Below are 22,313 nucleotides of genomic sequence, written 5' to 3'. Positions count from 1 at the left end.
CGGCCTTTGCAAGTACGAGAGATCAAAAAAACATCTCTTTATACTGTGGTTTTGATAACGAGTACCAATTCTCGCCGTGTCCTACTTATTTTAAAAACGTTCAGCACGAAACTCCGAGGCCATTGTTCAGATTATTATTTTTGCTTCTTTTCAGCTCCCGAAGCTCTCTGTGTAAAATAAGTAACCCTACTTTTTCTCATCATCGTCATTAAAGGTTTTATAAAGTTGTAATAATTATCTGTATTATACAATAATTGATTATAAATGCAAGATTATAATTTAAAATAGAAGAAATTAAAATAATATTATGATAAATTGTTATCAATTAAGTGCCTGTTACTGCCCGAATAATGTTGAAGTTTTCGACAAAAAGCGGGCGGTGACAGGCACTTATTTTATGTGCTTACTTGTGATACGGTTCACCGCACCTATTAATGCGGCAGTTTTTTTTCAAAAGAGTACCAACCACCTTTATGAGTAGTTGGCCGCAAAATGGGTATGCACTTTTGCACATCATAATGCGTGAAAAGTTCTAATTATATTTTTAATATTTCTCTCCTTCATTAATATCCTAACAAAGGACTTCATCATTTAATCTCTCTGCCTCAAGCTGCAATTTTTTTCTGTAAACAACCCTGGAAAGGGATACGCTTACTTCATATAGAATAAGCAACGGAACGGTCACCAGAAAATCTGATAGAAAATCAGGCGGCGTGATAAGAACGGATACAACAATCAAGCCAAAATAGGAGAGTTTCCTTGCCTTGACCAGCCTTATTGGATTGAGAATCCCCAATCTTGTTAAAAACATGACCACGAGGGGCATCTCAAACAAAAATCCAAATGGCAATGTTAGGTTAATCATGAACCGGAAATATTTTTCCGCGGTGAATAAAGTTTCAAATTGCCCAGCTGCCAAATTAGTTAAAAATCTCAGCACAATCGGGAAAAGCACGAAATATCCAAATGAAATCCCCGCAATAAACAACAGAAATAGCCCTGGGATGAACCTTAGAGTTACCCTCTTTTCTTCACGATTCAGTGCAGGTGCCACAAAGCGCCAAATCTGATAGGCTGCTATTGGAATGGTTGACGCGATTGCAAATACAGCTGCGATGATCATATAGACCCAGAGGATATCACTCGGACCAAGGACAGCCAACTTTCCATCAAGATCCGCCACAAGCCACTTATAAATATCCTGAGCAAAAATAAAAGAGGTGATGAGAAAAGCAGCAAACGCCAGTAACGTGATAATAATCCGCCGGCGAAGCTCCTCTAAATGATCTGCCAGATGCAGCTCTCTGTTTTCCATGCTGGATGCCTCCTGTTTTATATAACACAGAATGAGAGCTGACGGGCAGCCCCGCATACTCTCTTTCTATTAGTTTTCTTTTTTAACAGCGGAAAGCGCAGTTTTTTTCGTTCCCTCTTTGTTATCATCAGATACTAAATCCTTTGCGGCACTTTTGAATTCGGTTAATGTACGCCCGAATGCCCGGCCAATTTCTGGCAGCTTTGAAGGACCAAAAATGATAAGAGCAATGACCAACACTAAAATTAGCCCAGGAATACCAATATTGGAAAGCATTTAGATTCATCTCCTTTTTAAGTAAGGGCAGCTACCCGAGTGTTGTGAGTTCAACTGCCATTTATCTATTTTCATATTTTCTGTTTGACTTAATTCACAGCATCACATTTACGCTTTTTCTCCATTTGTATTTCATGTGCACGGGCATGGGCATGGTGCTGGTCTTCTTCCATTTCATTAGACATTTGGACACCCATAGGCACCGTAGTGGAAGCTACTTCCTGCAGCCCTTTGATTTAAAAATAAACCCTTGACAGTGTGGGGAAATTACATCATTCTTAATGATTATATCTCACACTTCTATCTTACTATTTTTTCTTGTTTTTTGTTTTCTGGTATTGGGGCAGGGTCGGTGCTTTGATCGTTTGCTTGTAGGTCAATGCCAAAGTCCTTTGCGAAAACCATATGTGTTTCAACTAATACATCCGCTTTATTTTCATCCAAATTAAATACACGGGCACCGCGCAGTCGATTTCGTTCAGCCCCCGACAATCCGTACGCACCAAATCCGGTACTGCCTGAATAACCGAGTAATATTCCAAAATAATTCCCCATATATGTATTTACATGATCATGACCGCAAAACACGCCTTTGACATCTCCTCTGTCAATCATGGCCGAAAACATTCCACTGTTAATTGGCCCCGGGCACTCCTCTTCATTTCTTTCTCCTACTATTTGATGCTTTTCTATAGCACGGGCATGGTCAGCCTCAGTTCTGCTGTCCACACTGTCAAACCACATATATCGGTGTTCCCAAAGTGGAATATGAATGAACATAAGCGAAGGGACTTTATAGCCAAATTGCTGTTCCAACTTTTTGGAAGTCTCATAATACCATTTTACTTGATTAAATCGAATCCAATCCCAGGTTGGATAACCGCTAAAATCCTGTCCTGCAATTGTGTCAGGGGCATACCTGCCGCTATCTAGCAGCCAAAGATTGAATGCCGCTTTCTTTCCTGCGGAATCCCTAATTAGCAGGTTCATGTTCCCCGTTCCGTTTATGTCAGTTACTCCCGGCTGATTAACATTGTATTTATATGCCATATAAAATTTAATCATGGCTTCTTCATCAAGTCCGCCTTTTAGTGTTGAATCTTCATCATGATTGCCAAAAGTAACAGCCCACTTGATACCCCTCTGTTCCATTGGCTGGGCCACATTGTTCATAGCTTGTCTCATCCCAAGCTCCGAATTGCACCCGCCGGTGATATTGTCACCATTTAGTACTACAAAATCTGGTTTCTCACTATCAAGCACTTTTTCCATTAGCTGGATGGTGCGGCGATCAATATGCTCATCATCCTGTGTATCGTTAAACTGCACAATTTTGAACTTCCCATCTGCATTAAATTGCAATTTAGGATTCACATTTGTTTCTGCGTGAGCAGCGGTGCTTAATAAATTTACGCCAGGTAATCCAGCAGACGCTATCGTTAAGGCAAGTGTACTCATCCCGCCTACTTTGATGAAGTCCCTTCTGTTAAAAACCTTGTTTTCATTTTGTTCACTCATTGGAATCCGCCCCTATTCCCTTAATAGATTATATTTGTTTAAATCATGCCAATTGAACTGTAAAGCATTAAACTTTTTGTACATGTCACACTTTATCAAAAGATTGTAAATTCAGTTTTATAGCAGCGTAAATTTTTTTAATATGATTCCAATTAGTAATTTTTCCCCATTTTAATTATATGTAAGATAGATTTTTTTCATATTCGAGCATATTTTTAGATAATTTGACTTATAACATTAATTTCTTTCTTGTTTTATGGGTGGAACAATGAGAAAAAAGTGGTATTGAGGAAAGAGTGTATTGTAAGAGGATTGTAAAAATTTTATTTTTTATTTTAAGGCTCTGTTAAATTTAATTGTTGATTTTTGAATACTTGTTAATATAATTGTCCATAATCGAAGTATCAAGGATAACTTCGAGGAAGATAAAAGGTTATGAACGAGGCTTTCAATAATTTACTAAAGCATTTGAGCAATTTAAATCCCACACAAAAAGAAAAAGCATATCATTGGTTGAAACGCTATGTTCAACCTTCTTCCTCTGTCGGTGGTCGTTTAATCAATGAAATGCGAGAAACTCGTTTTAAAGAAGGATTTGAATGCCCTCATTGTTCATCTGAACACGTTGTTCGGTTTGAAAAATATAATGGTTGCCAACGCTATCGTTGTAAATGTTGTAATAAAACCTTTACTGACACGACTAACACTGTTCTTTATCGTACTCGAAAAGGTGACGAATGGATTACGTTTGTAGATTGTATGTTCAAAGGTTATTCCCTGCGAAAATCGGCTGAAATTGTAGGGGCTACTTGGGTTACACTTTTTTATTGGAGATACAAACTATTAAACGCTCTTAAACAAATGGATTTTGAGCAATTTGAAGGTATCGTTGAAGTTGACGAGACCTATTTCTTATACTCTCAAAAAGGGCAACGTGGTATAGCAGATCGCAAACCTCGTAAGCGTGGAGGGAAATCTAAACATAGAGGTTTTAGCCACGAACAGGTTTGTGTTCTTGTTGCCAGAGACCGAACAAAAGCAACAGTTTCAAAAGTAGCCTGTATGGGGCTTGTAGTGAAAACTAAAGTTGATAGTATGATTGGTTCAAAACTATCAACTAACAATGTACTTGTAACGGATGCTTGGAGAGCTTATAAAACCTATGCAAAAGAAAAAGGAATAGAACACTATCGGATTAAGTCTAATGATGGCAAACACGTAATAAAGGGCTTGTATCACATCCAAAATGTAAATGGCCTCCATTCTCGTATGAAACAATGGATTGACCGTTTTAAAGGTGTGGCTACAAAATATCTCGACAATTACCTTGCTTGGTTCTTGTTTATAGATAGTCGAAGTAATGAAAGTACGAGACATAATATCAAAGAATTTTTATTAACATCATTTGTATTTGAAATGACAGATACTTATGATAGCTTACGCTTGTCAAAATTCAATGTATAGTCCTTATTCGACTATGTTTAACAAAGAGAAATATTATAAATGTGTGAAACTAAATGTTAATTTAATCGTTAGCAAGAATAGGGAAACCCTGATAGATAGGGTTTCCCTTAATTTTATGCACTTTTCAACATTAAACATTAACAGAGCCTATTTTAAAATAATATAAATTTTACTATTTAACTTAATATATTCACGAGTAATTTAAAGAAGTTTAACACAGCCCTATAATTAGAAAAACCAGGTATAGCCCGGTCCCTTTTTGTTTAGCAAATGTCCAATAGAATGTTGACCTTAAATACTTAGAATATGGTTCATAGACAATAATGTAAAAAAACTGCCTCTATTTATGATACGGTTCATTTCGATTAATCCGAAACGCCCGATAAATTTGCTCGATCAATATCAGCCGCATCAGCTGATGGGGGAAGGTCATCCGTGAGAAAGACAGCTGTTCATTTGACCGCTTGATTACTTCCTCACTTAATCCCAACGAGCCCCCAATGACGAAGGCTATTTTACTTTTTCCGTATGTCGCCAGCTTATCTAATGTATCGGCCAGTTCCTCGGAGGACCGCAGCTTCCCCTGGATCGCTAAGGCAATCACATATGTATCTTGACTAATCTTTGCCAAGATTCTTTCTCCCTCTTTTTGTTTCACCTGTACCATTTCCAACTCACTTAATTCCTCTGGTGCTTTCTCATCTGAAACTTCAATCATTTCGACTTTTGCATAGGCGGAGAGCCTCTTTAAATATTCCTCAATTCCAAGCCGCAAATATTTCTCTTTTAATTTTCCAACCGTAATAATTGAGATATTCACAATCCACAACCCTTTTCAACAATATTACAAACAGCTTACAAACAAGTTATCCACAGAAGTTATCCACATATGCACAATTTTTATCCACATCTTGTATGGAATCACTTGTTCGCCACCATATATACAGCTGGATTTTGACAATATTCACAGGTTGTGGTTGACTTATCCACAGGCACCTGCGATAAAACAGGATACGTTTGATATTGATCCACAATGTCATCTAAAGCAATTTCTATATGCTCTTCACAGCTAAAAATCATGATCTACACCATCCTAAAAACTTATTATTAGTTTTATTGTTCACTTCGTATGTCTCTGTCATACGACAACTCAAACACATCCTCCATCATACCAAAAAAACAGGAAAGTGACGAATCACTTTCCTGCGAACAGAAGGCATAATTATTGAAGCTTTTCAGCGGTTAAGGTTAAACTTGTTTCCTTTAACTCACCCTCGCGATAATACTTAACGGTCATTTTGTCGCCGACTTTCTTTTTTTGATACAAGTGCTTACGAAGGTCGATGACGTCATTTATTTTTTGTCCATCCATTTCAACGATGACATCAAGCTCTTTCAAACCAGCTTGGGATGCTGGTGAATTAGGTAAAACCTGTCTAAGTGCAACACCATAATTCACATCTCGAGGCAGTTTTAACGCTTCCTCTTGATAATAGGCTGGGATTTCAGCTACTGATTTTAAATCAACACCCATATATGGTCGTTTAACGCTGCCGAATTTTTCAAGGTCCTCAATGATCGGCTTCGCAGAATTAATCGGAATCGAAAGGCCAATACCCTCTACAGCTTCTTGAGAAATTTTCATAGAGTTAATTCCGATGACTTGGCCAGCCATATTAATTAAGGCCCCGCCGCTATTACCGGGATTAATTGCCGCATCTGTTTGCAATACCTCTGACTGCCAATCAACCACACCATCCTGATTGATATCAACAGGAATGGTTCGCTTAAGACCCGAAACTATTCCTTGTGTTACCGAGCCAGAAAAGGTAGCCCCTAGTGGATTTCCGATTGCAATGACCGGTTCACCCATTTTTAAGCTATCAGAATTACCGAATTCAGCAATTTTCTTTACTTTACTTGCATCAACCTCAAGAACTGCTAAATCGGTCCAAATATCACTGCCTAGCAATTTAGCAGGGACTTTTGTTCCATCGTCCATGGTTACTTCCAGGGAAGTGGCCCCCTCAACCACGTGATGGTTTGTGACCACATAGGCTTTGCCGCCTGCCTTTTTATAAATCACCCCTGAGCCTGTACCGGCTGCCTGTTCTGATGAATCGCCATTCTCTGACCAGAAACTAGATGATTGAATGTTGTTAATACCCACGACTGCTTCAGCCGTTTTATCAACGGCTTTTGTCGTATTGGTATTGACATCATAGGATATCTGCTTAACCACATTCTGCTGGTTATCATTATTTGTTGTTTCGGTTACATTTTGGTCTGTATTTATAGAATAAGGCAGGACTCCTTGCTTTGATAACGTAGGAATCGCTAGAAGCACTAACACTGCTCCAATAATGGCTCCAATCAAGCTGGCGAGAAAGACACCGCCTTTTTATAGCGCCCCTCTGAATGATCATCATAATAACCCATTTACACCATTCCCTCTCTTTCAAAAAGATGCTATTTTTTATTTTAGCTTATAATAACAATTATACTCATTCATCCTTAATTTACTAAAAATTAGCTAGCTGTTTCAAAAAAGTTACAAGTTTGTTCATAGTTTTTTCATAAAAACGAAAGCTTTGTTCATTTTTACTGTTGAAAAAATGGAGGCCCATTAAGTGGACCTCCATTTCTACAATCTTAAACTGCTGTTAATATAGTTGGTATTTTGGGATCTGTATCACAAAGATCAAACTGTTCTCCCACAATAAGACCTTGGCTTTCTAGTGTTTGTGCCACTGACATCTTGGCTAATTCCTTCATATTATTATCAAGACTTAAATGAGCAAGATAAACTCGTTTTGTTCTATCCCCGACTACATCACTCATGGCTAAGGCCGCATCTTCATTAGAGACGTGACCGACATCGCTTAGAATACGACGTTTGATGTTCCAAGGATATCTGCCCATTCGAAGCATTTGGACATCATGATTCGATTCAAAAATATAGACGTCGGCATTTGAAATCGTTCCCTTCATCCGGTCACTCACATAACCTGTATCAGTGATTAACACAAGTTTTTCCCCCGAATGATGGAACACATAAAACATAGGTTCCGCAGCATCATGAGAAACACCAAACGATTCAATATCGATTGAACCGAAACTCTTCACGGTTTCCATATTAAAAACAAACTTTTGCTCGGTTGGAATGACACCAACGGAGTTTTCCATAGCACGCCATGTTTTTTCATTTGCATAAACAGGCAAGTGATATTTTCGAGCGAGAACCCCAATTCCCTTAATGTGATCACTATGTTCATGCGTAACAAAAATACCGGAAAGCTTACTGATATCACGGTCAATTTGTCCAAACAGTGATTCCATTTGTTTGCCGCTAAAACCGGCATCGACTAGGAAGGAGTGTTCATCAGATTCTACATAGAGGGCATTGCCTGTACTCCCGCTTGCTAGAATACTATAACGTAAAGACATATATTTTCACTCCGTACTCAATTTTTCTTCGTTGTTAAATTCAATAATTTGACCTTCAAAGGCGTTCACAAAAAGGCTCTCCTTATCATCCACGACAAAGCGCCAAGTAGGAGCTAATACCTGGGAAGCGGCTAACTGAATCAGTGTCGAATACCCAAGCTCAATCTTCGTAATTTTGCTTTTCGGTTTCAATACCCCTTTTTGATGCAAGGTTTCAATCGCATTTATCGGTCGAAGGATTTCCTCCTTAGCCGTCAGTTTCTCAATTCCTTCTAAATAGGTTTGTTGATAGGAAATGATTTGGTTATCTGGATTTACCGTAAATGTAATCATACCATTAATATTTTTGTATAAGGAGTATTTATCATAATGTTGAAAATACGTAATTGTATTCTTCTTGTCATCTTTCTCCCAAAATTCATAATGTTCACCGTAAAGAATATTATCCTTTAAAAAGGAGGCAAGCTCCGCTGGTTCAAATTTTGCACTTAACTGCAGCGGCTTCTCGAGTGTAACAAGCAAGGTTGTACCAGGCCCTTTAAAAGAAGAAGCTTGTCCTTTCAGCTTGGCGACATCACTTTTTGTAAAACTCTTTGGCTTTGCACTGAGATACTGATCCTTGATCGGCGCCTTTGGAAGTTCGACGTACGTAATTTCATCTGCCTTTAATTTATCTTCAAAGGAGGTTTCAGTGATGACCTCATATTTATTGGCGTCCCGGATTTTCATAAATTGAAATAAAAGATAAACATCTAAGATCAGAAAAGTAATGATAAAAATTGTTTTAATTTTACTCCAATCCATGTGCAGGTCCTCCAAGGTCTTCCATTGTAATCTGCGCCCACGTTTTATTATAACGGTAGAACCAGGCAGGTTCTAAGAGGATCAGTTTATTTTCCTCTGAATCCTTTCCCATTCGATACCCGAGGGTGATTTCCTCAAGAAACTCTGGCTTAAAATTCTTTTTATTTTTTAAAAATGCTAAGGCGTCATAACCTGAAGGAAGTTTAACCTTTTGCATTTCCGTTGTAATGGGTAAGTCTAGCGCAATAATGGGACGTGTATAGCTGTTGATTTCATCCCGACCCCATACCTCTTTCATTTCTGAAAGTCCGCGATCGTTAAAGACTGGAAAGCCATCCATACTGTATAACCGAAACGTAACAGACCGGTTATATTCACTTTTAGATACATAACGGAATGAGTCTGTCCACCCGCCATGCTCATTTACAAAATCAATGCTTCTTTTAACTAAATCATAGGAGTTATCCATGTAACTCTCATCTGCTGTGGGATTCACGTAACGCAGAATATTCGTATCGTAATTGATACTCATTTTACTAGAGTCATTTGTGTACTCTTCTCCTTCGGTGACAAAGCTTTTCTGTACAAAGCTTGGGTCGTTGAAGAGCGCCACTTTAAATTCATCTGAATTTAGGGTTATGGGTAAATATTTATAGGTCGTCATTTCCGTTTCACCTTCTGGAAGAAAAATGGTCCGCCGTTCCGATGGCTTATACGCAAAATAACTTGGGTAATGGGTGGCATTCTTATAAAAGTCATGGTTAAACTGATTCAAACTTGTTGACGATATATGACTAATATAGACTTGTTGATTCTCAGTAGAAACAAAATAGATAATCCCATTATCCCTTTGAGATCCTTCCACATTAATAACAATTCGATTGAAATTGAAGGAAGGTACTTTTTTTCCTTCAATATTTAATACACTGCGATATAACTCAATGGGTACTTCGCCAGGAAATATAATCTCAGCATTGCCGTTGTCATGGATGAATTCCTCAATATTATCAATTTTGACGTTATACCTCTTAAGATCAAAAATAGACCACTGGCTCATCCCCTTGATCACCTTATCAAGTTCATCTGCATGATTTGTTCCATAATGCTGTCCTTTTATATGAAACAATATTTGATCTGGCCGAATGATTTTTTGCACCTCTTGTTTCTCGCTTACTGTGACCTCTGCAACAACATTGCCATTTTCCATGGTGTCGTAGTTGGGCTGGTATGTCCAAAGATTCCATGTTAACAAAATACTAACCAAGACTAAAAAAGTTAAAATTCCTGATTTTATTTTTTCGTATCTCATGACCATTCATCCTCTTCAGAACGCTCGTATGGTAATGAAAAGGAAATCTTAGTTCCTTTTCCTTCCTCACTAGTTGCCCAAATATTCCCCCCATGCGCATTGACCATTTCTTTTGCAATCGCCAAACCAAGGCCCGTACCGCCCAATCTTCGGGTTCTTGCTTTATCAACTCGATAAAAACGGTCAAAAATCTTTCCAATGTTCTCTTTGGGAATACCCACACCTTGATCAGACACACTGACAATAATTTTGTCATCCTTTTCCTTGATGGAAAAAGTAACTTGGCCGCCTTCTGGAGAATACTTTAATGCATTTGAAATGATGTTGTATAATACCTGGGTCATTTTATCCTCATCAATTTCAACAAAAATTGCCTGCTTCGGCAGTTTCCGTTTGAAGGTGACGTTCTGCTCCTTGGACATCTCAAACCGATCGATAATACGGTCGTAGAAATCAACAAAGTTGACCCACTCCATATTGAGCTTATAATCGGTACTATCCATTTTTGATAATTGCAGCAGATCATTGACAAGGCGGATCATTCTTTCTGTTTCTGTCCGCGTTACTTCTAAAAAGTTTGGTGCAATTTCAGCATCCTGCCAAGCCCCATCTGCAAGTGCCTCTAAGTAACTGCGCATGGTGGTAAGCGGCGTTCGTAATTCATGGGAGACATTCGCAACAAATTCTCTTCTCTCCGCATCAATCTTTTCTTGATCGGTAATGTCATGCAAGACAGCAATTAATCCGTTGACAAACCCTGTTTCTTTTTGGATCACGGAGAAATTTGCTCGTAAAATATAGCGTTCTGCCTTCGTACTATAATCTAATATTAATGAGTCCTGTTCTTCCAAAAGGTCCTCAAAAGTATTCGTGTCTTCTAAGTCCAACAAAGAAACAATCGGCTGGGAGAGAACTGTTTCACGTGAAACATTCAGCATCTCCGCCGCCGGTTCATTTATTAAAATAACCCGGCCTTTCCTGTCGGTAGCAATCACTCCATCGGTCATATACGACAAGACAGAATAGAGCTTTCTCCGTTCCCCTTCTGTCATCGCTTGAGCTTCCTGAAGTTTTTTCGTTAAATGGTTAAAGGTAACTGCCAACGTACCGATTTCATCGTGACCGTACACCTTAACTTTTCGGGAAAAATTCCCCTTGGCCATCGCTAAGGCTTGTTTCTTCATATCAGCAATCGGCCTTGTGATTGTTTGCGCCAATAAAATCCCGAGAACGGCCGTAATCGATAAGGCAATCGCTGTTCCAGTTGCAAAAATCCCATTAATGGTTTTCATTTGTTCAAAAACATTTTCAATTTTGGCAACTAAGTAAATTGCACCAATCACTTTTTTCCCAGATTTTATCGGGGTAGAGAGCACCCAAATCCGATGTCCGGTTTGATTGTCGATTTTAATCACACTTTGGTCCTCTTCCAGTACCATCGATTGTTTAACCTGGAGCTCGGTTGTCCTTTGTCCAACTACCCCTTGATTACTTGATTGAGAGGTACCAAGGATTTTTAAAGACCGGTTTTCAATCACTCGGACTTCAGAAATATCCCCTGCATCAAAATCCTTAAGAATTTTCTTTATATCCTCTTCCAGTGTTGGGTCTTCAGGCATTCTTTCTTTTTCCATTTCCTCGACAATATTATAGGCCAGCAAATCAACCCGTTGCTTGATTGAAGTCTGAAAGTTGGTCCGCAATGTTTCTTCTAATTGCCGGACAAAGTAAACACCGATAATTTGCATCGCCACTAGTAATAGAAGGACATAGATGATAACAAATTTCACATGTATAGAACGAAAGAAACCGACCTTTTTCATCAATTACATTACTCCTGTTCAGGATTTCTCAAATAGTATCCAACCCCGCGACGTGTAACGATCCATGTTGGATGGCTTGGGCTATCCTCAATTTTTTCACGCAAGCGCCGTACTGTTACATCGACGGTCCGGACATCACCAAAATAATCGTAGCCCCATACCGTTTGCAGCAGGTGCTCCCTGGTCATAACTTGGCCAATGTGCTGCGCTAAATAATAAAGCAATTCAAATTCACGGTGCGTCAGCTCAATTGTTTCCCCCCGCTTTGAAACCACATAGGCATCGGGATGGATGACAAGGGAACCAATTTCAATTTCATTCGATTCATTTTCCTCATCAGACTGAGAGAGGATCTGATTATGACGGCGTAAATTAGCCTTGACACGGGCAATTAATTCCCGTGTGCTGAATGGTTTGGTCACGTAATCATCAGCGCCCAGTTCCAAACCTAAAACCTTATCAATTTCAGAGTCCTTCGCTGTCAGCATAATGATCGGCATTTCATATTTCTTACGGACTTCACGGCAAACTTCCATTCCGTCACGTAAGGGAAGCATAATATCTAAGAGGATTAAATCGGGCTGGATTTCCTCTACTAATTGTAGTGCCTCATTCCCATCATAGGCACAATAGACGACATATCCTTCTTTTTTTAAGTTAAACTGTAAAATATCAGCAATTGGTTTTTCATCATCAACAACAAGAATTTTCTTTTCCATACCAGTACTCCTTTTCATTCCTAGAATCTATTCAAAAAACAACTTCATTTATTCAGACTGATAAGGCAGAATCGCTTTTGCGATCTTCTGCCTTTTATCCACTAGATGACATACCTATACTATTCTACTTTACCATTTTCTTGGCTTAAATTCACCTATAACTAGCATTTGGCAGTACTGGGATAACTATTATTGGCAAAGTTGGAAACTTCCGCAAAAAAGGAAGAGTCTCTAGCCTGGAACTAGAGACTCTTGAATCATTGATTTAGATAAGATAGCGGATTGACCAAGCTCCCATTTTTGAATACTTCAAAGTGAAGGTGAACCCCTGTTGCGTCACCGGTTGCTCCCATAACACCAATTGCAGTCCCTTTTTCAACCACTTGGCCTGCTTTCACATTTAGGGATGACATGTGACCATACAATGTACGGAAACCATTTTGATGATCAATCACAATTTTATTTCCATAACCGCCACCCCAGCCAGCAGAAACAACTACACCATTATCAGCTGCCTTTATGGTTCGATTGCTTGGTCTAGCGATATCAATTCCTTTGTGCATTTTACCCCAGCGATAGCCCTGCTTACTTGATACATAACCGCCTACCGTTGGCCATGTAAAGCTGCCAACACCTCTAGATGGAATCACTTTTGTTCCTTTTAAAACAATGTGATTTACAGGTTGCTGCACTATTTGTTCATCCGACTGTTCCTTTTTAACATTTACACCATTTTGTTCGGAAATCAAATAGCTTACAGACCTTGAACCATTTTGACCTGGTTGCTTTTCTTTTGTTTCACCCTTTGGCATGGATGAGTCCTCAACTACTTCATTCGTAAAAGGAATCACTTCCTTTTGATTTACTTCTTTATCAACAATCACTTCAATATATGGTTTAAGCACTGTTACATTTATTTCTTGGCCAATTTTTAAAAGAGAATCTTCCGTTAACCCAGGATTTAATGATAAAAGCTCTGCCACCTTAAGGCCATGATTTACGGCAATTGTTCCAATTACATCGCCTGCTTGAATGGCATATTTCTTTTCTTCTAATGTCCCTTTTTGTAAAAATGTAACGGCGTCATCAACAGACATTATTTTTTCAGGTGCAATTTTTTTCGCTTCAATGGAAACATTTTTCGATAAGCGAACGTCTAACAAGCGAGATTCATTTTCTTTTAGGGCTGGTAAGGACACATTTCCTTGTCCCTTCCTTGTCTCCAGTTCGTTTAATTGATCCTCAGACACATATTGTAACTTTAATTTTTTGATAACTTCTTCAGCTGTATCTTGATGATTGAGGTAAACAACAGGCGTTCCATCAATCGTAATTGCAGAAGCCTCAGCTTGAATTTGAAGTGTATTTTTTATGGTTTGAACGGTTGCTCGATTATTGGCGGAAGACTGAAAGACCTGCTCAGGTATGTATCGAACTTGTGGGTCAATAGTTAACTTGGCATCCTTGTAGGATTTCTTTGCGGTGTCGACCTTTTCAGCAATCAGTTTATTTACTACATCTTTATCTGTCACATTGCCTATATATGTATCGTTAAGATATACATGATAAATTGTTGTTAATTTTGAATCTGTAGCCAGTGCAAGTGGACCACTACTGAAGGCAATGACAGATGCAGCCATGGCAGTGATAACAGTTGTCTTTAAAAATAGGAACCTGTTTGACTTTGAACTTTTATTCAAGAATAACATTTTTTCCTCCTAAACCACGGTAAAACCTTTATAAACTGTTACTTTTTCAGTAATAAATTTCTAGAATTTTAGACCTCTTTTACTTTACCATAATTTAATTTTAAAATATTAATAGTCTTAATAATGTAATAAAAATGTATAATAGCTGACATTTTTCTACATTCCGGTGTAATATTCTAGTCATTTCGTCACAGATTTCTGTCGTTTTAGCTTTGAAATATAGATAAAAATACTTATAGATTAAGGTTTTTTGATAGTTCTAGAGTAGTAGTTTTATAGTTAATGGTCTAGGATAAATAAAGGAGGGTTTTTTGTAAAAAAGAGGAAAAATTATTGCAATGGTATTACGAAAGGGGGGATGTTGTACTCAAAATAAAAAAGAAGCTTGCCAGTGCAAACTTCTTTTTTTATGGCGCAGGACGGAATCGAACCGCCGACACAAGGATTTTCAGTCCTTTGCTCTACCGACTGAGCTACTGAGCCATAAATCATGGCGGTCTGGACGGGACTCGAACCCGCGACCTCCTGCGTGACAGGCAGGCATTCTAACCAACTGAACTACCAGACCATTATTAAATTGATCATCAGCAAGGAAACCGTCCTTGCCAGTCACTCACTGACAATCAAAAGCCAATGACCCCTACGGGACTCGAACCCGTGTTACCTCCGTGAAAGGGAGGTGTCTTAACCGCTTGACCAAGGGGCCATAAATAATACGAAAATGGTGAGCCATGAAGGACTTGAACCTTCGACCCTCTGATTAAAAGTCAGATGCTCTACCGACTGAGCTAATGGCTCGTACTTATGTGTTTGTTTGTCGTATTGTGACGACGCTTTTTATATTATCATGGAAGTAGAAGATTGTGCAATACTTTTTTAAAAAAACTTTCATTTAATTTAAAAGCCCTCTAAAAAGAGGGCTTCTTTGTTAGATATTATGCCTGTCTCCAAGGGCTGCGTACGACATTTGTTTGTGTGCGATCAGGTCCAACAGAGAAGGTTGTTAATGGGACACCTGTCAGCTGGGTTACGCGTTCCACATAATGACGGGCATTTTCAGGTAATTCATCCAATGATTTTACCCCGGTAATATCCTCATTCCAGCCTGGAAGTTCCTCATAAATAGGTTCACATTGTGATAATATTCTTAAGTTGGCTGGATATTCAGTAATCACTTCGTCATTATACCGGTAAGCTGTACAAATTTTTAAGGTTTCAATCCCTGTTAACACATCAATGGAATTTAAAGAAAGATCAGTTAAACCGCTGACCCGTCGAGCATGACGAACAACAACACTGTCAAACCAACCAATACGGCGTGGGCGGCCTGTAGTTGTTCCATACTCACGACCTACTTCACGGATGCGATTACCCGTCTCATCATTCAATTCTGTTGGGAATGGGCCGTCTCCAACACGAGACGTATAGGCCTTGCAAACACCCACTACATGAGTGATTTTAGAAGGACCAACGCCGGAACCGATCGTTACGCCTCCCGCTACAGGATTGGATGATGTAACGAATGGGTAAGTACCTTGGTCAATATCAAGCATAACCCCTTGAGCTCCTTCAAATAAAACCCGTTTGCCATCATCTAAAGCATCATTTAATACAACAGAAGTATCACAAACGTATTGTTTAATTTGTTGGCCATATTCAAAATACTCATCAAGAATATCTTCCTTTGTAAAGCCAGTTGTCTCATAAATACGTTCAAATAGACGGTTTTTTTCTTCGAGGTTTTGCGCCAATTTTTCTTCAAAAATTTCACGGTCAAGTAAATCAGCAATCCGGATTCCAACACGAGCAGCTTTGTCCATATAAGCAGGACCAATTCCTTTTTTCGTTGTTCCGATTTTATTGGCACCTTTCCGTAATTCTTCAACTTCATCTAATTTTAAATGGTAAGGAAGAATGACATGGGCACGATTACTAATCCGTAGATTCTCGGTTGTTACTCCTTTTTCATGTAGGTATGCCAGTTCCTCAACAAGGGCTTTAGGATCTACAACCATACCATTGCCGATTACACTAATTTTCTCTTTATTAAATATCCCAGAAGGAATTAAATGTAATTTATAGGTTTCTCCGTTAAATTTGATCGTGTGGCCAGCATTATTCCCACCTTGATAACGAGCAATTACCTCTGCATTTTCAGAAAGAAAGTCAGTAATTTTCCCTTTTCCTTCGTCTCCCCATTGCGTTCCAACAACCACTACTGATGACATGAATGGCACCTCCGAAATTTCTGTTCTTATTTATTCTTCTTATATTTTATCAATTTAATGAAAGGAAAGTCAATAAAACACGAACGTTTTATATTATTTTATAAATTTATGTTCGTAAATATATGTATCTTTCAAAATACAAAAAAGGATATCTCAAAAATGGGGTCTGACCCTTTTTGAGATATCCTTTATACTATGCACCTGGAGCATCATAGCGTGTCTCGAGGTTTACGAATTTATTATATTCCTTCACAAACGCTAACGCCACCGTTCCTGTTGGACCATTCCGCTGTTTGGCAATAATAATTTCTATAATATTCTTATTCTCTGACTCTTTATCATAGTAATCATCACGATAAAGGAAGGCAACGATATCGGCATCCTGCTCAATACTTCCTGATTCACGAATATCAGACATCATCGGACGTTTATCCTGACGTTGCTCAACACCACGGGAAAGCTGAGACAGCGCAATAATAGGGACCTTCAATTCACGAGCTAACTGCTTAAGGGAACGGGAAATTTCCGATACTTCCTGCTGGCGGTTTTCACCAGATCGTCCGCTTCCTAAGATAAGCTGCAAGTAATCAATTAATATCATTCCTAAGCCATGCTCTTGCTTTAAGCGGCGGCATTTTGAGCGGATATCATTCACACGAACACCTGGAGTATCATCGATATAGATTCCAGCATTGGAGAGACTCCCCATTGCCATTGTCAGCTTACCCCAGTCTTCATCTGTAAGCGACCCCGTACGAAGCCGCTGTGCATCGATATTGCCTTCTGAACACAGCATACGCATCACCAGCTGTTCAGCACCCATTTCAAGGCTGAATATCGCGACGTTTTCACTCGTTTTGGTTGCGACATTTGCAGCAATATTCAAAGCAAAGGCTGTTTTACCAACAGAAGGACGTGCACCAACAATAATTAAATCATTCCGCTGAAAACCTGCCGTCATCCGGTCTAGCTCTGCAAACCCTGTTGCAATACCCGTAATATCTCCGACACGATTATGCATTTCCTCAATATTGTCATAGGTACGAACAAGGACATCCTTAATACTGTGGAAAGAACCGGCATTCTTTCTCTGAGCTACTTCCATAATACTTTTTTCTGCTTCACTTAATAGTGATTCAACTTCATCCTCACGGGAATATCCATCAGAGGCAATATTGGTTGCTGTCCGAATTAACCTTCTAAGTAGTGACTTTTCCTCTACTATTCTAGCATAATATTCAATATTGGCTGCCGTCGGAACAGAACCAGATAAGTCACTTAAATAACTGACACCGCCAATATCCTCGATGAGTTTGGCAGCTGCCAGCTCCTCTGTTACCGTAACAAGGTCAACGGCTTTCCCTTGATCATTTAAATTTAGCATCACATTAAAGATTTTTTGATGTGAGGCACGATAAAAATCTTCCGGTATTAGGATTTCTGAAGCCAACGTAAGAGCTGATGGCTCTAAAAATATAGCACCTAATACAGCTTGCTCAGCCTCAATATTTTGTGGCGGCATACGATCCGCATATACATCATTCATCTATCAAAAACCTCCTATCTTAGAAGGAAGATTATTATTCATTTCAAACATATCCTATCTCCAAAAGAAAAAGTGACCAGTAAAAAACCGATCACAGCACATTGATTACTTTTTTATTCTATCATGTTTATTCGTCCTTGCGTACTGGCAAATTTTTTACAGCACCACTTGTCCTTATTTTACCTCTGTGACCGAAACAGTTAAGGTAGCTGTCACTTCATGGTGAAGCTTCACTGGTACCTTAGTGTGGCCAAGAGTGCGAATCGCGTCGGCTAATTCCATTTTACGCTTATCAAGTTTTATGCCATGTTTCTTTTGCAGATCTTCAGCAATTTGCTTTGTGGTGATGGAGCCAAACAATCTGCCGCCTTCACCTGCTTTTGCTGTTAATTCAACCGTAATTTTGTCCAAAACTTCTTTTAGTTTCTTAGCTTCTGCAAGTTCTTCTGCTGCAGCCTTTTCTTCCTTCTTTTTTTGTGCATCTAAGGTACTAATGTTGGCACTATTTGCCTCTTTCGCTAACCCTTGCTTGATTAAAAAGTTATGTGCATAACCGTCTGCAACATTTTTAACTTCACCTTTTTTTCCTTTACCTTTAACATCTTTCAGAAAAATTACTTTCATTCCTTCTTCACTCCTTCAAAATAATCATTAATAGCCAGCTTTAATTGTTCTTCTGTTTCTTCAATCGATTGACCAGTCAGCTGGGTCGCAGCATTTGTGAGATGACCGCCGCCTTTAAGACTTTCCATAATCACCTGGACATTGATATTTCCAAGCGACCTTGCACTAATCCCGATGATTCCTTCGCCGCGCTTAGCAATCACAAAGGACGCGAGTACCCCATCCATTGTTAACAAGGTATCGGCCGCTTGGGCAATAATCACTTGATCATAAGGCTCTATTTCCGTTCCCTTCGCAATTGCAATCCCATCACGGTAGAAGGAGACCGACTCAATTAACTTAGCTCTTTTGATATATGTATCGACATTCTCTTTCAAGAACTTCTGAACAAGGATATTATCGGCTCCATGTGCGCGTAAATAGGACGCAGCATCAAAGGTTCTTGAGCCCGTTCTTAATGAAAAGCTTTTCGTATCAACAATGATTCCTGCTAAAAGGGCCGTTGCCTCTATAACCTCTATTTTACCCCGTTTTGGCTGGTATTCCAAAAATTCTGTGACCAATTCGGCTGTTGAAGAGGCGTAGGGCTCCATATAAACCAGCAGTGGATTTGAAATAAAATCCTCACCGCGGCGATGATGATCAATAACCACCACATGATCAATTTTGTCTAATAAACGTGCTTCAATCACAAGTGATGGTTTATGGGTATCAACAATGACAAGCAAGGTTTTATCTGTTGCAATATCTAATGCGGCTTCAGGGTCAATAAAGTGGGAAAATAATCCCTCATGATGACGGATTTCATCCATTAACCGCTTCACACTATTATCTGTTTCTTGCATATTCACCACAATAAAGGCTTCCTTCTGGTTCATTTGGGCAACTTTATAAATCCCAATACTTGAACCAATCGAATCCATATCGGGGTTTTTGTGGCCCATAATAATGACTTTATCACTGGCAATGATTAAATCCCTTAAAGCATGGGAAATGACCCGTGCTCGAACCCTTGTCCGCTTCTCAACAGGATTGGTTTTCCCACCATAGAATTTCACCTTGCCACTTGGCAGTTTAATAGCTACTTGGTCTCCACCCCTGCCTAAGGCTAAATCAAGACTTGACTGGGCAAGAGCTCCTAGCTCTGTTAAGGAAGTAACACCCGTGCCTATGCCGATACTTAAGGTAAAAGAAACATTATGCTTAGAGGTCATTTCCCTCACCTCATCGAGAATGGAAAATTTCCCTTTTTCAAGCATCCGAAGAATTCGTTCGCTAAAAACAGCAATAAATCGTTCAGAGGAAACTCTTTTTAAGAAGAGCCCATTATCTTGGGCCCATTTGTTTAAAATGGAAGTCACTAAATTATTAATACTGCCTCGCATCTGATCATCCATACCTTGGGTAAGATCATCATAATTGTCGAGAAAAATAGTAGCAATGACCGTACGATCATCCTGATATTTTTTCTCAATTTCAGTTTGCTCGGTTACATCAAAAAAGTATAATAGCCGATCATCTCGTTTATGAACGATACGGAATTTACGTTCATGAAGGGTAATTACTTCCGTTTCAACTTCCTGTTTAATTAATGGAATAAGCACATCGGCAATATCATAAAGTGATTTACCTACCAATGTTTCTTCATCAAAACAAGTGGATAGATAGGGATTAGACCACTCAATGTAATATTCCTCATTTATGAGCATAATTCCAATTGGCATTTCCATTAGGGCTTCTTCGCCCACCTTTTTAACCCGATAGGACAAGGTGGAGATATACTCTTCCATCTCTTTTCGCTCACGGCGGTCAATGACCACCATGTAATAAAGAGGGAACAGCATTAACAAGAGCCCAGCTGCACTTAAGATCCAATTATATAGTGTTAGGATAATAAGCAAAATGATTGTAACGCCAATTAGCCCATAAAAAGGGTACCGTATTGACCGCTTTTCTAAAAATGCAGGCAAATTCTTCAGCTCCTTGACGTAAGTCTTACTCTTTTTTCTCAAACCGCTTTCTAAAATCAAATCCTAAATCGACAATGCCTAATATCCTTATTATATAATGAACAATCGGTATGATGAAAGATAGAATTACAACGAACATGGCAAGTCCTTTTCCAATCGAACGTTGATGAAAAATATAAAATAAACAAGCTAGTCCCTGCAGGAATAAGAAGATTTCCAAAATAAATCTTGCATTCATAAAAACTAAGTACAAATAAGTGCCTTCTTGAGGATGAAAAATCAAGTATCCTCCTAACGCCGCTAAATAATACCAAAGTAGGCTTTTAGGCAGCATAAGATTTCTAAATTTCCCCCACGATTCAACTGTTATACCAAACCTTTTGGCAATAGGAAAACAAATCCACTGCGTAATAAAGGCATATAAGATAGACACAGTGATTAAATATCCTGGAGCTAACTCTTTAATACCTTTAATAAAAGCCGCGTTTTGCTCCTGCAAAAGCTTAATCTTGTCTTCTTTTCCGACTGCCTTCAGCATGGTTTGGGATGATTTCATCGATTGTTCTAAGGCCATTTTTAACTCATGAATAAAATCAATTTTCATAAAGGCCACAAGCACTACATAAAAAAGAACCAATCCGACAATAAAGGTAAGTGTACCTCCAATTAAAATAGCTGTTCTACTGTTCGTTTTTTGAGCCAAATAACCCATGACAACGCCAGCCATTCCAAAAAGAAGCATTAAACCAAGACCTTGAAAAGAACCGGTTATAAACGAAAGGATTAAAGCAGCTATAAAAAAGACAGCTATATTTTTTAGGTTATTTTTAGCAGCATACATGATAAATGGCAGCGGCAGGATAAAGACACTAATCACAGTTAAAGGTGGTATGTAGATGGTTATTAATAAAAAAACTATAAAGGCGGCTAACAGAACAGCCCCTTCTGTTAAGTTGCGAACATTTTTCACTTCAACACCTCATAAATAATTAAATCTATCTCTCTATTTTAGCCACTTACATGTTTTGATACAACTTTAATAATAAAAGCGCAAGCGCCCTGGTCAGCGGCGTATGGCCTGGAGCGCTCCAACTGAGATAAAGGAAACACGAAGAGCGGTAGCGATTCGATGTTGACTTATCGTAGGGCGGAGAGCGAAGGATACTAGCCGCTAGGGCGCTGGAGCTGGACAATTCTCAAAGTCAAGACTTATAAATTCTAATATTATAAAAAGAAAAAGACAGTAAGGACACACCTTACTGTCTTTTTACTTTTAGTTTTTATTCTCCAGCCACGAATGGTAATAATGCCATTTGACGTGCACGTTTGATTGCAACTGTTAGTTTACGTTGATATTTAGCGCTTGTACCAGTTACACGACGTGGTAAAATTTTTCCACGCTCAGAGATGAATTTTTTTAGTAAATCAACATCTTTATAATCGATGCGAGTGATACCATTTGCTGTGAAATAGCACACTTTGCGGCGTTTTGCGCGACCGCCTTTACGTCCTCCTGCCATGAAAATTCCCTCCTTTAGGTTTATTTAGTAACGTTTAAAAG

18 protein-coding genes, 4 tRNA genes, 1 pseudogene and 1 other annotated feature (1 of these 24 cut by a window edge) are annotated in these 22,313 nt (G+C 38.9%); of the genes and pseudogenes, 1 reads left to right on the top strand and 22 read right to left on the bottom strand.

What is annotated here, in order from left to right; genetic code table 11:
* Nucleotides 1–212, bottom strand: a binding site (T-box leader); it reaches 60 nt to the left of the window's first position.
* 359 nt (nt 213–571) lie between these two features.
* From tatC to AC3ANL_RS00200, 3 genes are all read right to left on the bottom strand, one after another.
* Nucleotides 572–1,315: a twin-arginine translocase subunit TatC gene (gene tatC / locus AC3ANL_RS00210; protein ID WP_488327282.1), complete on the bottom strand. Its 744-nt coding sequence runs from the start codon at nt 1,313–1,315 to the stop codon at nt 572–574.
* A gap of 69 nt (nt 1,316–1,384) precedes the next feature.
* Nucleotides 1,385–1,591 carry a twin-arginine translocase TatA/TatE family subunit gene (locus AC3ANL_RS00205; RefSeq protein ID WP_488327281.1) on the bottom strand — a complete coding sequence of 69 codons (207 nt, stop codon included), beginning with the start codon at nt 1,589–1,591 and terminating at the stop codon, nt 1,385–1,387.
* A gap of 300 nt (nt 1,592–1,891) precedes the next feature.
* On the bottom strand, nt 1,892–3,109 hold the full coding sequence (locus tag AC3ANL_RS00200; RefSeq protein ID WP_488327280.1) for a metallophosphoesterase family protein: 1,218 nt from the start codon (nt 3,107–3,109) through the stop codon (nt 1,892–1,894).
* A gap of 435 nt (nt 3,110–3,544) precedes the next feature.
* Between AC3ANL_RS00200 and AC3ANL_RS00195 the strand changes: the two genes are divergently transcribed.
* Complete coding sequence (locus AC3ANL_RS00195) at nt 3,545–4,573, top strand: IS1595 family transposase (RefSeq protein ID WP_488327279.1); 1,029 nt, start codon at nt 3,545–3,547, stop codon at nt 4,571–4,573.
* A 340-nt stretch (nt 4,574–4,913) separates the two neighbouring features.
* On the opposite strand, the gene rlmH is transcribed toward AC3ANL_RS00195, so the two are convergent.
* From rlmH to rpsR, 19 genes and pseudogenes are all read right to left on the bottom strand, one after another.
* Nucleotides 4,914–5,393, bottom strand: coding sequence for a 23S rRNA (pseudouridine(1915)-N(3))-methyltransferase RlmH (rlmH, locus tag AC3ANL_RS00190; RefSeq protein ID WP_488327278.1), 480 nt, complete (start codon nt 5,391–5,393; stop codon nt 4,914–4,916).
* Between the two features lie 101 nt (nt 5,394–5,494).
* Nucleotides 5,495–5,653 (bottom strand): CxxH/CxxC protein, encoded by a 159-nt coding sequence (locus AC3ANL_RS00185; protein ID WP_488327277.1) that lies wholly within the window; start codon nt 5,651–5,653, stop codon nt 5,495–5,497.
* A gap of 142 nt (nt 5,654–5,795) precedes the next feature.
* A pseudogene (locus AC3ANL_RS00180) lies at nt 5,796–7,012 on the bottom strand (S1C family serine protease).
* 213 nt (nt 7,013–7,225) lie between these two features.
* Nucleotides 7,226–8,020: an MBL fold metallo-hydrolase gene (locus tag AC3ANL_RS00175; protein WP_488327276.1), complete on the bottom strand. Its 795-nt coding sequence runs from the start codon at nt 8,018–8,020 to the stop codon at nt 7,226–7,228.
* 6 nt (nt 8,021–8,026) lie between these two features.
* On the bottom strand, nt 8,027–8,824 hold the full coding sequence (locus tag AC3ANL_RS00170) for a two-component system regulatory protein YycI (protein WP_488327275.1): 798 nt from the start codon (nt 8,822–8,824) through the stop codon (nt 8,027–8,029).
* A complete protein-coding gene (locus tag AC3ANL_RS00165) occupies nt 8,811–10,133 on the bottom strand; it encodes a YycH family regulatory protein (protein ID WP_488327274.1) in 1,323 nt (440 codons plus the stop codon). The genes AC3ANL_RS00170 and AC3ANL_RS00165 overlap by 14 nt, the downstream gene beginning before the upstream one ends.
* Nucleotides 10,130–11,956, bottom strand: a complete 1,827-nt coding sequence (gene walK / locus AC3ANL_RS00160) for a cell wall metabolism sensor histidine kinase WalK (protein WP_488329848.1) — start codon at nt 11,954–11,956, stop codon at nt 10,130–10,132. Before walK ends, AC3ANL_RS00165 begins: the two co-directional genes overlap by 4 nt.
* 8 nt (nt 11,957–11,964) lie before the next feature.
* Entirely contained in the window at nt 11,965–12,675 is a 711-nt protein-coding gene (gene yycF / locus AC3ANL_RS00155) for a response regulator YycF (protein ID WP_488327273.1), read from the bottom strand.
* Nucleotides 12,676–12,932: 257 nt separating this feature from the next.
* Entirely contained in the window at nt 12,933–14,384 is a 1,452-nt protein-coding gene (locus tag AC3ANL_RS00150) for a peptidoglycan DD-metalloendopeptidase family protein (protein WP_488327272.1), read from the bottom strand.
* Between the two features lie 410 nt (nt 14,385–14,794).
* Nucleotides 14,795–14,867: transfer RNA gene (locus tag AC3ANL_RS00145), tRNA-Phe, on the bottom strand.
* Between the two features lie 8 nt (nt 14,868–14,875).
* A tRNA-Asp gene (locus AC3ANL_RS00140) sits at nt 14,876–14,952 on the bottom strand.
* 66 nt (nt 14,953–15,018) lie between these two features.
* Nucleotides 15,019–15,090, bottom strand: a tRNA-Glu gene (locus tag AC3ANL_RS00135).
* 16 nt (nt 15,091–15,106) lie between these two features.
* Nucleotides 15,107–15,182: transfer RNA gene (locus AC3ANL_RS00130), tRNA-Lys, on the bottom strand.
* Between the two features lie 137 nt (nt 15,183–15,319).
* Nucleotides 15,320–16,612: an adenylosuccinate synthase gene (locus tag AC3ANL_RS00125; RefSeq protein ID WP_488327271.1), complete on the bottom strand. Its 1,293-nt coding sequence runs from the start codon at nt 16,610–16,612 to the stop codon at nt 15,320–15,322.
* Nucleotides 16,613–16,805: 193 nt separating this feature from the next.
* A complete protein-coding gene (dnaB, locus tag AC3ANL_RS00120) occupies nt 16,806–18,158 on the bottom strand; it encodes a replicative DNA helicase (RefSeq protein WP_488327270.1) in 1,353 nt (450 codons plus the stop codon).
* 174 nt (nt 18,159–18,332) lie between these two features.
* Nucleotides 18,333–18,782, bottom strand: a complete 450-nt coding sequence (gene rplI, locus AC3ANL_RS00115; RefSeq protein WP_488327269.1) for a 50S ribosomal protein L9 — start codon at nt 18,780–18,782, stop codon at nt 18,333–18,335.
* The gene (locus AC3ANL_RS00110; RefSeq protein ID WP_488327268.1) at nt 18,779–20,752 is read right to left on the bottom strand and encodes a DHH family phosphoesterase; all 1,974 of its coding nucleotides are present in this window, start codon (nt 20,750–20,752) and stop codon (nt 18,779–18,781) included. Before AC3ANL_RS00110 ends, rplI begins: the two co-directional genes overlap by 4 nt.
* A 25-nt stretch (nt 20,753–20,777) precedes the next feature.
* Nucleotides 20,778–21,722: a YybS family protein gene (locus tag AC3ANL_RS00105; RefSeq protein WP_488327267.1), complete on the bottom strand. Its 945-nt coding sequence runs from the start codon at nt 21,720–21,722 to the stop codon at nt 20,778–20,780.
* 310 nt (nt 21,723–22,032) lie between these two features.
* Complete coding sequence (gene rpsR, locus AC3ANL_RS00100) at nt 22,033–22,272, bottom strand: 30S ribosomal protein S18 (RefSeq protein ID WP_007088219.1); 240 nt, start codon at nt 22,270–22,272, stop codon at nt 22,033–22,035.
* Between the last annotated feature and the right edge of the window lie 41 nt (nt 22,273–22,313).

Source organism: Neobacillus sp. DHD-1R (genome assembly GCF_057747995.1).
Note: the sequence above shows the minus strand (reverse complement) of the source record. Positions and strands in the feature narration are given on the sequence as shown.